Genomic DNA, 12,299 nt, shown 5'->3' on the forward strand with positions numbered 1-12,299 from the left:
ATTGACCGTGCGATGCAAGAAAGCTATGGAAGATGAACGATCCCAGTTCCTAAAATCTTTGCTAGATCCTTCTGAAAGTGGAATATAACGACTAGATAAAGCATGGGGCTTTACCTTTTATTTAAAGTGATGAAATTAGTGAAATCTGCCGGTGCATTCAAAGCATCAGATGGGCACTGCGACATACAGATAAAACTCCCACGGGCAGGAGAGGGTAGAAAGCACTTCAGTCTCTTGGCGGTAGATAAGCGGGAAATTGAGCAGACACCAGGCAGATCGCTAAATATGGCCATGCGCCATCATCGTTTGTTATGCGCTTTATATACTATGTTTTTTGATTATTTTCCGGATTGCATCATCAGTAGCCCCTAGGCTGAAACCTTCAATTATTTCAACAATTTCATGGTTATGATCAAGTATAAAAAACTTTGGAACACCTTGAACGGAATACTGCTTTTCAACAAGTTTATCTGATTTTAGAATTTTAAAGTTTAGTTTTTGTTTTTCCTGATATCTTTTGATGGTTTGCAAATTCTTGGTCCAAGTTTCAATACTTATGACTTCAAAGACATTCTTATTATTGTCATTTGTTAGTTCTTTTAGAAAAGGAATTGCTGCATGACATGGACCACAACCAATTCCTGTAAATTCAATCAGTACCATTTTACCTTTATAGTCTTCAAGAGATACAATTTCATCTTTTGTGTCCTTAAGTGACCAAGCTGGAGCTTCTTTTCCTTCCAAATTCGAAGTGATTTTCTTGCCATTTTTTGTACGAAGTGGTAAGTCAGGAAAATAAGATTTGGCAAAAAAGTCGGAGATGTTTTCTCTATTAATTCGTACTTTTCTTATACTCTCTATGCTAATATTATGTGGCAGTTCCCTCTTCACCTTAGAAGGCAAATAATTGGTCTTGTCAACCCAAATGGTATATTTTGAAAAATCCATTTCGTAAGCCTTTTTCACATCAGGATAATATATCGATTGGTTTCCCATCATAAAATCAACAACATTAACAGTGTCGTAGATAATTAAATTGATAGCCAAGGAATCAACGAAATCACTGATCTTGTAGGAGATACTATCATTTGTTTCATTTATATAATCAAGAATAATCTTAGCTCTAGTAAAAAATGGAGAAGGTACCTCACGCCAAGGAAACCGCATCGTTCTGAAACTATCTATTTCTATGGCCCTTTCCTCCCAATGTACACGAGATCTCATGATTCCATCATAGCTATATTCCATTTTTGTGGTATCGTTGATACTGAGCCTGACAAAGCTGGCACCAACGAAAGTATCTGCCGCATTAATGTATTCTTTGAAATAGTGATCACTTACATAAACGGGTTTCACTGTGTCAAACACATTGTAAGCAGACATAGTTGATATGTAATTAGCAGTTTCAACCTGTCTTAGGTTAGTTGAGATGTTCTCGATAAGTTGTTTGTTGGGATCAGTCGCAGGTTTATTGGAGCAGGCAATGAAGAAGAATGTTAAAATTGCCAGTAATAAAGGATTGATTATTTTCATGTATCAGTTTTTGCGCATAACGCTCAGGTAAAATGCTGTGTGGCCCGAGCTTTGTTAATGGCACTAAAGTAGCGATTCTGGCTCCAACTCACAACGGTTCAGATACCGCACGTTCCACAAGCATTTTTCTGAGTGGCAGTAAGAAAGGTAGAAAGCACTGACCTCTCCAAAAGATAGAAATCGCGGTTTAGTTACACTGAAAGTGGCAGGTAGGCAGAAGCCACATGCATTTTTACCGCTTGTTACCAGCTTTTTTTATCAACTCGTTTAAGCGTTGTTCTTCAGTTGACCACTCCAGAATATTTCTTGGATATTGTAGTCTGATTGTATCGCGTTCACGTTCCCAGTACCAGTGATCAAATGGTTGATCATAAAGTTCATAGGACATTTCATTTCTTAATCGATCTACTTGAGTCCAAAGAATATCCAGAATTTGAATATACCGACCATAAGTTATGTTGTCATTTGAGTTAAGAACAATCACATAATTAGGAGAGTATTTCTTAATGAAACCGTAAACAATCTGTTCTAAGTCAACAGTATCAATTCTCTGATTGTTGAGAGTTATAATGTCAGGACTCACGTTGATTTCTATTCGGTTGTAGTATTTCAAATAGAAGTTGCGATACATTGGAGATTCGGTAAGTTTTAATCTCTTACCAGACAAATCCACTTGTTCGGCAGAGTCTAAGAAACTCTTAAATTCAGGATAGTACTTAGGTGATAACGTCTTTTGAATTCCTGAGTATTTGAATGGTGGATATTCAGGAGGGTAACGCGAGTACTTTCTACCGGTTGAATATTGGACTTTCCTTAGTCCTGTTTTTCTAAATTCATCTAAAATAAGGATGATATGCTTTAATGGGATTCGTTCATCAATATGCAGGTTAGCTGTTAGCCTATCTTGTTCCCATGATGAGACCTTTTCTTTTTCAAGATCTACTGCTCTTTCAATATCAGGAAGATAGATTCTGTTCTCAATATCTTCAATGAAAATTGCCGCTTGGCCAATTTCAAGAGTATCTCTCACAATATAAATGTCGATTACGAGTGATCTGCGATAAGTTCTCTCATGGCTTTGACTTCTAGGTTTTCTCAAATCAAAAACATGTTCAATGGAGTGACTAAGAATATTTTTGTTATTCTTCTTGTAGTCTGTGAAATTCTTGAAAGCAAAACCGAAACTCATCAGAACAAAAATCAAGGAAAGACTTAAAAACCATTTGGTTTTATTATTCCGGATTACTCTGATGAAGCTTGGCCAACTAGAATAAAAAAGGACAATCGGGAGAAGTATCAACAATGATGGGAATTCTGCAATAAAATCAAGGTCGTATTGCATTGCAAAAATTAGGTACCATATTCCAAGCGTACCACCGAGTTTACCAAACCAAAGAAGAAATGACCAGGTCCAAAACCCTTCACTATTTAAGGTTCGTCTTGCCAATGATAGAGTTCGCCAGTTGGAAGCCTTAATGGAGTTTTGAAGTATAAATCTTAATGCAATCGAATAGCCCAATGAGGATGCAATTGCTGCATAAAAGAGATTATAGATATAATTCTCAGTTGGAGTTAATACTAATAAAACTCTATCCCCATGTTCGCTTGAGAAAAATCGGAATGCTTCCCGAAAAAGTTGGAAGAAAGCGTAAAAAATGTAAGTCGATAGTGTCCAAAGGAGCAAACCACCGATCAAGTTGGTTCGACTGAATTCAAGCTGTGGTTTTAAGAATCCTTTGGTGAGTGTCATTAGTCATGAAGAGAATTGCTGGTAACGTCCAACTAAAATGAGTATGCGCCCCAGTGGCTAGAGGCGCAGAAGTTTCCGTTTCGCATTGTTATATCAAAGATCTCATTTCGCATATTCATTTTAGTGTCTGTTGTGGCTTGTTACATTTTACTAAGTTCGTATTCAATCATTTCCTCTACTGCTAAAGAAGGCTCTGTGATCTTTGAATTTACTATAAGCCCATTAGCATCGATTAGTATGTACTTTGGGATCATATCGATGTTATAGCGTTCTCCAAATTGTGTGTTCATTCCATTCTCGATTATCAAATCCCCCTTAATATTAAGTTGATCTTTTTTAGTTAAGTATCTCATCCAGTCATCTCGATCCGCATCTACTGAGATTCTTAAGATTTCTACTTTTGGGTTGTCTGCATATTTATTTGCAAGTTCCAAAACCTTTGGTCTATGTGCGATACAAGGACCACACCAACTAGCCCAAGAATCAATAAACACAACTTTTCCCTTTAAATTTGACAATTTTATTTTTGATCCATCTATGTTTTTTGCTTCGAAATTATAAGCTTCAACACCTTTTTGAGAAGAAAAGAAAGAATTAGAAGATTTGTAGATGCGATTACAATAATTATTAGATTTTTCACTTTCGATAATCTCTTCAAGAACTTCAGAATTCAGATGCTTTTCATGCTTAGCCCAATAAGATGGACTTCCGATTATTTCGGCTAAATAAGTTGCTTTCAAAAAATCGCTAATATCTTCATTTTCAGTTTGGCTTGCGATATAATCTAAAAAGTCTTGATTACTTTCAATAGAATCATTCATTAATAAATAATTGATTTCATGTTTATATAGAACATTTTGAGGAAGCGTCTTGACCCATTTAGTATTATTGTCGATCTCATTTATAAAGGAAAAGAAATTATGATTTGGCGGAAAGTTCATGTCCAATCGTCCGAAATAAAATAAGAATGAGTGAATTCTTGCACTATTCTGATATAGCAAAACTTCTTTTTCTTCGGAAGCAAGATTTGCTGAGAGATTTTCTATTTGTGTTTTTCTGAGAGTCTCAAAATTTTTAAAAAGAGCTACAATTGAATCTGGGTTACCGGAAGTAAATATAAATTCAGCGTTCTGTGCGATAAACTCATTATTACTCTTCCATAAGTAGTTGAGAAGTGAGTCGCCCAGATTACCTGTACTAATAGTTGAATCATTAAGGATGGTAATGTTTAAGGCTTTGCTCGGATATAATACAGTCAAATAGCTTTCTTTACCGTCTTTCGTTTGTATGCTACCTGTAGTCGGATAATCTATTTCACCATTCAACTCTTTACCAGAATCGGTATCCAATGGCACTCTGAGTATAATCTTTTCAGTTATTGATTCGACAACATAAAGGCTATCAATTCCACTATTTTTTACCGACACATTAACTGTAAATAAGTTCTCCGACTCGCACGCAAAAAGGAAACCAAGTGTGAGGGTCAATATTAGAGTTTTGATTTTCATTATTTCGGTTTGAAGATATGAGCCACAACGCCTAGATATGGCGCTGTGGCCTCCAAGCTTTTTTAACTGCGATAAAAGTAGCTTATCTGCCGGTGCATTCAAAGTATCAAAGTGGCACTGCGTCATACAGATATAAAACTCCAACGAGCAGAAGAGGGTAGAAAGCATTTCACTTTCCCTGCGGCAGATAAGCGGGATGTTTTGCAGGCTCCTAGCAGATGGCTAAGTATGGCCATGCGCTATATCGAATGTTAGCCATCGATTAGTTCCTCCAGTTCTAAGACTTTTATTAGAGTGTCGATTTTTTGTTCCATTCGATAGGGACTTGGCATGTCAAACCTTTCATTGAACTTCATACGATACATTCTATCCATAAACAGGTCAAAAGCGCTATCGTCAAGATTCCCGTCCAAATATGCTTTGTAGAGCATTCCAAAATGCTTGGTTCGATGATCATATAATGGTGAATGATGGATTACAATCCATGGTGTTGTTGCGGCTTCTTTTCCAACACTATCTATAATAGGATATCCGAATTCTTTTAGAACTGCCTCAACTCTAAAATAGTTTTCAGCATCTGTTTTGTTTATTTTCTTCCAGATTTCCTGATGTTCTTTAGAGTCATGCCCAAACCGCTGGAGAATGGTTGTTTCTTCATTGCGATATTGCTGATCGAGTTGTCCAATGTTTTCCAAGTACTCTTGAAGTTCAGCCGAGTTAGTAATTGATTCTATTTCATGATCGATTCTTGCTAAAAGTTCAGGATCAGGCTCATAGTTGCTCAAAAGGTCACTTGCTTGGTTTGAACAAGCTGAGGCAAAAATTAGTATAGCGAGGAGTCTTTTCATGTGGCAGTGAGAATGATGGCTAACGCCTAGCTAGCAGGAGTGCGCCCCGAGCTTAGCAAGTTCCGATAAAACTAATGAATCTGCCGGTGCTCACAAAGTATCCAGAATGCACTGCGTTCAGAAAGATGAAAACTCCTGCGAGATGCGCCCAGTAGAAAGCACTGCCATTTCTCAGCGGCTGATTCATGGTAAAGTTTGCACTAAAGTCTGTAAAGTGGCAGTTGGCGCATTCGTGCTAGCGAATGTTAGAAGCCTGTCTTTTGTCATAAATTGGTTTATGAATTGTCCAGATTCCTAAAGGGTAAAAGGCCAAATTAATTATGTGACTTATTACTTCGGAAGATGTTGGTTCTCTATGTTCTAGAGTTAGTTGAGAGGTTCTAGAAGTTATCCAGAGAATGTAAAAGCCGCATAGTGAATGAAATATTATGAGGCCCCCTTCGATCCATTCGAGTTCAGAGGTTGCATAATCATAGGTAAGTATCAACTTAGTTGAAATTAAGACATAAAAGAGAGTCATAAACCCATATGCAATGTTGGTTAGCTTTAGATCAAATTGATCCTTGTCTTCAAGTTCTTTATTGTTAGCATGGTTAAGTTCCCAAATCCATCGTACCCAAAGAATCAAAGAAATTCCATACCAATTAACAAGTTCGAAATCTAGGTAAGAAGTTAGCAGGTATCCTAAAATTGGGGCGAGAACGACTAAGAAGAAAAGAGCTAAGGGACTTCTGTTAACAAGTATCATTTTTCTATTCTCGTGCAATGGCTTCTAACGCTCAGATATGGCGCTGTGGCCTCCGAGCTAAATTTATTACACTAAAAGTAGCTTATCTGCCGGTGCATTCAAAGTATCAGACCGGCACTGCGCTATGCAGATTAAAAACTCCCACGAGTAGGAGAGGGTAGAAAGCACATCTGTTTTCTTGGCGGCAGATAAGCGGGATGTTTAGCAGACTCTTGGCAGATAGCTAAGTAAGGCCATGCGCAATATCGTCTGTTGGCATCTGTTTAGTTCTGTTTCATGACGTCATCAATTTTGAATCCGTCAGCAGTTTGCTTGACAATTACTTCAATTGAGTAAGTCTGTTCGAACATAGTATCTTCAACAACTGTATCAAAAATGTAGGTTCCTCGTTCAGGTTCGGAAGTCAGTTCGCACTTTGACATAATTATGTTACCCCAATCCTGTTGGCCAGTTAAGAAGGATTCACCAAATCCAGCATAGGAGATGTCGTAAGTGTTACTCCATTTCTTTTCGAATTGTTCCTCAGTTAAGGAGTTATCACAGTCGTAAACAACACAAAGAGCGTCTTGCTTGTATTCAGCATATTGTTCGGTAGTTATGTCTCGAAAATGTTGACGAGAGTCTTGATCAAAGAACTCTTTTACAGTTGTTATCAGCCACTCTTTGGCATCAGTTGCTTCTTGAGCTTTCGAGAGGGTTGTCGATGCAATCAATGTTGCCACGAAAAGTAATGTTCGTCTCATGAGTTCTGCGGTTCTGCCAATAGATGCCAACGCTTAGCTAGCAGGAGTGCGCCCTGAGCTTAGCAAGTTCCGATAAAACTAATGAATCTGCCGATGCTCACAAAGTATCAGAATGGCACTGCGTCCAGAAAGAGAAAAATCCTGCGAAATAAGCCAAGTAGAAAGCATCAACCTTTCTCAGCGGCAGATTTCATGGTGAAGTTCGAACTGAAGTCTATAAAGTGGCAGTTGGCGCATTCGTGCTAGCAACTGTTATATGCCTGTTACGGTCGTTGTTCTTCTGTCCGTATGAGTTCAAGGTTACGCTTTTCAAGTTCAGTTAGGAAGTCGTTCACGTTGGAATGTTGAGGCCTATACCATGTTTGCTTTTTGAAGTATTCATCCATTTTGCCACCTTCTTTGAACTTATAACCGTAGCGAGCAAAAATCTCATTTCGCATGAGTTGAAGTTCGTCAGAGGACATTTTTTGAAGTTCAGTTGGGTCAAGTTCTCGAGTTGAGGCAAAAGCATATTTACCTGAATACATCGAATAAGCAGTTGAATTGAGTTTCGTGCCGAGTTCGTATTCACCTTTGTTTTGAGTTGCTCCACTCCATGAGTCATATATTTTCAAGCACTTCTGACGTTCATTATTTCCTGTGTAGAAGACAAACTCACCTTTATATTGGTCAGATGTAAATTGTCCGTTCTTATCAATGTTAACGTTGGACAAGTTATCAAAAAGCCAAATCCAGTCCGTTGCATCAGAGTTCCATGTTCCGCTCTTAATTTGGGCAACTATCTCAGTTCCTGAATGAAATAATATTAAAGTTGATTCAGCTTCAGAGTCACCGAAGTGGTAAGTTCCGTAGTATTCAGCTTCGAGTTTAGGAATCCATCGACTGACGTCAGAATCGTTAATTGGAGAGTACCCGAGGTATTGTCCAAAAACCGAAGAAGTTGCGGTGATTAGAAGTAAAGCAAGTAAGTTTCTCATTGCACCAATGGCATATAACGCCACGCTAGCGGGAGTGCGCCCCGAGCATGGCAGTAAGACACTAATATAGCGCAGCTACCCAACACCTACAACGGTAGCTATGAAACACTGCAATTAGAAAGATTAAATCCAGAGGCAAGCCAGTTGCTAGGAGGGATGATACTTTCAGAATGGGTAGCGGAGCGGTGAAGATCAGATGAAGTATGCAGAAAGATGCTTAGGCGCATTCGTGCTAGCAACTGTTAGAGACTGTATTAGTAGTTATTTCTTAAACAAGTCGTTCCCAGAGTGGCAACTCTGAATTTTCGGCTTGCAATTCAAGTATATCGTTATTCTCTAGTTCAGAGATTATTTCAAACACCTGATGCTTTTTCCATGATAGTGTCCACTTGAGACCAATTAGATCAGTTATTTTCTTAGTTACGAGTTGACCTCTAGTTCCCAAAAATGTCTTATAAAAAGTTAGACAGATATAGCTCCCAAATGAGTCTACTTTAGAGTAGCCAAGTTGATCGAAACTTAGTTCTTCAATCTTTCTTTTTGAGTAGATGATTCTGACGATTCTATTATTGGAGTCAATATCAATGCCTTTCGGAATCTTAGTTTTTAACAACCTTGACATAGTAACAAATAAAACAGGTGCCCAAATTGGAAATAAGGACAGAAAAACTACTAGGCTCGTTCCTGGTTCCCAGTCGGTCGTATCCATTCTTCTTGATCCTCCAGTCGCAATTAAGTATCCAATTACAAGCGACCCCAAGCCTAAATAGAAGATCAGCATTCTTCTAAATCTTCCTGTTAGTACTACTCTCCAAGATTTCATGCAGTGATTATGGTCTCTAACGTCAAACTAGCGAGAGTATGCCCACTAGTTGTAAAGAGCACTAAACTAGCGAAACTGCCCAACCCCTGCAACGTCAACTACAAAGAGCTGCGTCATGAAGTCTAAATCCAGAAAGACAAAAGGAGGGAAGGGAAATAAAAGTAACAGAATGGGCGGTGAAGCGGTCGAATTGCACAGAAACTAGCAGAAAGCACACAGGCATATTCGCGCTAGTGCCTGTTAGGTTTAGTTTATTCTTGCTTAACAAAATCTTGTATTATGTTCATTCTGTAGCTGTTCGGCTTATCCCCTCCTAAATAATAAGTTGGCTGTTGCAATCTTACTTTTATGGTTTGTTCTCCCATGTCGAGAATGTTCATAGGTTCAACATAGATTCCTTGTTGGTCTGGCTCGTCTATATCATGTTCAAAAATGAGACCTTTTTGGTCTTTAGTTAAAATCCATCTAATTGTTGCATGATCTTCATCGTTCAACAAAATTTGACCAGTTCCATCAGCTCTTAAATCAAAAGTTAAAATACCATTGAACAGTTCTACCCTTCCACTTTCAATGGCACCTGTTGGAAGGAAATCACCATAACTTTTTTGATCAGAATTTATGCTGTTCCATCTGCCAACCAGGTTTGATTTAGCTTCATCATATGCACTAGAATCAAAACTTTTGAATTTGTAGGTCACCTGGTTGGGTATTCCATTTCCAAATTCGATAACTGAGAACTGAGTAGGTTCGATGTTCAGCAGCTGATTTATGGATTCAAAATTTCCATTACCTGTTTCCCAATCTATGTAGTTGTATAGGAAGTAATAGTTTTGATACTTTCCAACTCCGAAATTCTCAATTTGAAGGTTATCTGTTGAGTCACCGAGGTGAAGATCTTCTACCCTATACCTAAACAATTGGGTGTTATTGTTGAAATACTGAATATTCTTATCCCATTTTCTATCTTGTTTCGTACTAGACCAGTGGTTTTGCACCAAGATGTTTTTTATATCGGATTCAGTTAAACCAATTGTGGTTGGTTGAGGCCGTTTGTAGATAATCCAGAATGTGTCAACTGGATTATAATCCATAATTGATAAGCTGTCCGCAGTAATGCTATGAAGTCTATATTCTAAGTCACCTAGTTGAATAAGAGTATCGGAATTCAATTTCCAGTTCATAGTTGTGTCCCGATATCCAAAATTTTTAATCAAGACATCCCCGTTTCTTTTAAAATCCACAATTGTTGGTGACTGCTGTTTGAAGAAATTGGTAGTGTCATCAAGGTATAAGTTGTTGATGCGATAGTCGAATATCCAGACTCCTTCAATCTTCTCAACAATTTCCCTGTTCTGGCAATTCGAGAGACAACAAATACTTAGAATTAGTATGAGGTTCAGATAGACTTTGTGCATGGCGGTAATTAAACCTAACGATCAGCTAGCGGGCGGATGTCCCGAACTGAGCAATTTCTGATAAAACTAGCGAACCTGAACCACACGCACAACGCTATCTACGAAGTGCTGCGTTACACAGGACATTCGCCAGAAGCTGAGACGTTCAGCAAAGTGATGAGAAAACCAGAAGGTAAGGGGAGCGGTAAGTTCCTGCGATAGTCGCTAGTAGCAGTCTGACATCTGCATCGCTAGCGCATGTTATAGCCTTTTATTCAGTCGGAATGATTGTAGAGATAGAGTCGTTTTTCAACAATTTCTTCTGCTAACATCGGATTTTTGTCAGTTAAAAATACAATTTTATGTCCTCTAATTAGCTCACCAGATTGAAGGTTGTAAAAATCAAAGTCTCTTGAATGAACAAAGGCAAAGAGTTTGTCATTGTGATACATTAGTGAGATACGATCTCTTGGTGAAGGATCAACCAAAGTGCTCTGGTAAATTATATACTCGCTAACTCCTTCAGCTGAATTATTATTGAAAGGAGTAAAACCAAAAACCTCGCGATATTCCTTTTGATCTTCAAAGCTCAGTTTGTTTTCAATAATTAGTGAGTTCAGTTGTGCCTCGGGTGTGCAGTTCGGTTCAATGTTGTTTTTATATGTATATCCCCAAATAGAACCACCAAGTTTATCATAGGATGTGAATCTTAAAGTATCAAAGGAGTTACCTATCACTTCACCTTCCATGTTTCTCAGTTTCGTATTTGGTAAAACGATTCTGTTCTGGAGTTCAGTTGAGTCCAATTGAATATAAGTACTAACCATCAACCAATCATTTTCTATTGGACTTGTTTCTACTGACACTCCGTCAAAGAGTTCGAACATTAATTTGCCATTCGGGGAATATCGAACGTTTGCAGGACCGTCGATTTGTTCGTTACACAGAGAATCAATTATTGCATCCTCCTTTGATGTTTTAGGTTGTTCAGTTGGCTGAGTCTTAGTTTGTTCTACAAGTTCAGTTGAATCAGCTGTCGTTTCTGGTTGATTCATCTTCTTTTCGTTCTTGACAGAGCAGGAAGTTAGGAGTGCGATAGTGGCTAGGAAAATGTACCTCTTGTTCATGAATTGGCTATAACGCCCAACTAAAATGAGTATGCGCTCCAGTTGCTAGTACCATCGAAGTATCTGATTCACATTAACTTTTTAAAGGGCTCAGTTCGCATATTCATTTTAGTATTTGTTAGTATCAGTTACTATTGTATTTACGGACAATGTCGGGTATTTTGGATATCCATTCCTTTTTAGATAGACTTTTTAAATAGCTAACCAATTCGGAATTATCCCCAATGAGATTCAGTAAATGTTGTTTATGTTCAACCCAATCATATACTCCAAAATTTTCATTGCTCCCGCTTTTGTTGATAACGTATCTGTTCCATAAATATTTTGTCTGACCATCTGAACTTGCACTGTAATGCATGTATAAATTTATCTTTCCTACTTCAATAACTTTCACAAAATCTTGTTCATAATCACCGTTAATAGAGTTGATCTTAAAATTTGATATGACTGTAAAGCTATCTTGCTCAATCACGAAATAATTCATATCATCTAAGCCTAGTTTCAATGTCTTTTGTCCAGATTTTTTAAACTTAATGGACGTTGGTTTTTCACCAAAAACGGAGAAGGAAGCTCTTCGTAGTTTTATTAGCCCCGCGATTTTACTCATTTCTTTATCAGAGTAGTATCCTTCCTTATATTTTTTTTGCGAAAAAGTGATTGTCGGAAGTATAAGTAATAGTAGGAAGAAAATTTTTTTCATTTGATACATTAACATTTTGCGATGATAAATTGATACTAACGCCTAGATAAAGCATGGGGCTTTACCTTTTATTTAAAGTGATGAAATTAGTGAAATCTGCCGACAGTCTTTTCCTCTTCTTTTCCTTAGATGAAAAGAAGCAAAAATC

10 protein-coding genes are annotated in these 12,299 nt (G+C 37.8%); all 10 read right to left on the reverse strand.

The annotated features are described in order from the left end of the window. Positions 1–318: 318 nt before the first annotated feature. Entirely contained in the window at positions 319–1,533 is a 1,215-nt protein-coding gene (locus tag ACXAH9_RS16900) for a TlpA family protein disulfide reductase (RefSeq protein ID WP_474896028.1), read from the reverse strand. 232 nt (positions 1,534–1,765) lie between these two features. Next, complete coding sequence (locus tag ACXAH9_RS16905; RefSeq protein ID WP_474896029.1) at positions 1,766–3,283, reverse strand: ExbD/TolR family protein; 1,518 nt, start codon at positions 3,281–3,283, stop codon at positions 1,766–1,768. 140 nt (positions 3,284–3,423) lie between these two features. Then, a complete protein-coding gene (locus ACXAH9_RS16910; protein ID WP_474896030.1) occupies positions 3,424–4,791 on the reverse strand; it encodes a TlpA family protein disulfide reductase in 1,368 nt (455 codons plus the stop codon). A 251-nt stretch (positions 4,792–5,042) separates the two neighbouring features. Next, positions 5,043–5,639, reverse strand: a complete 597-nt coding sequence (locus tag ACXAH9_RS16915; RefSeq protein WP_474896031.1) for a DUF6624 domain-containing protein — start codon at positions 5,637–5,639, stop codon at positions 5,043–5,045. 1,011 nt (positions 5,640–6,650) lie between these two features. Beyond that, positions 6,651–7,130: a CREC-EF hand family protein gene (locus ACXAH9_RS16920; protein WP_474896032.1), complete on the reverse strand. Its 480-nt coding sequence runs from the start codon at positions 7,128–7,130 to the stop codon at positions 6,651–6,653. A 263-nt stretch (positions 7,131–7,393) separates the two neighbouring features. Beyond that, positions 7,394–8,107, reverse strand: coding sequence for a YARHG domain-containing protein (locus ACXAH9_RS16925; protein ID WP_474896033.1), 714 nt, complete (start codon positions 8,105–8,107; stop codon positions 7,394–7,396). 268 nt (positions 8,108–8,375) lie between these two features. Beyond that, positions 8,376–8,930: a hypothetical protein gene (locus ACXAH9_RS16930; protein ID WP_474896034.1), complete on the reverse strand. Its 555-nt coding sequence runs from the start codon at positions 8,928–8,930 to the stop codon at positions 8,376–8,378. Positions 8,931–9,181: 251 nt separating this feature from the next. Further along, positions 9,182–10,345, reverse strand: a complete 1,164-nt coding sequence (locus ACXAH9_RS16935; protein ID WP_474896035.1) for a hypothetical protein — start codon at positions 10,343–10,345, stop codon at positions 9,182–9,184. 254 nt (positions 10,346–10,599) lie between these two features. Beyond that, positions 10,600–11,451 (reverse strand): hypothetical protein, encoded by an 852-nt coding sequence (locus ACXAH9_RS16940; RefSeq protein ID WP_474896036.1) that lies wholly within the window; start codon positions 11,449–11,451, stop codon positions 10,600–10,602. Positions 11,452–11,575: 124 nt separating this feature from the next. Continuing rightward, positions 11,576–12,151: a hypothetical protein gene (locus tag ACXAH9_RS16945; protein ID WP_474896037.1), complete on the reverse strand. Its 576-nt coding sequence runs from the start codon at positions 12,149–12,151 to the stop codon at positions 11,576–11,578. Positions 12,152–12,299 lie beyond the last annotated feature (148 nt).

It is taken from the genome of Ekhidna sp. ABH4_415 (assembly GCF_056161305.1).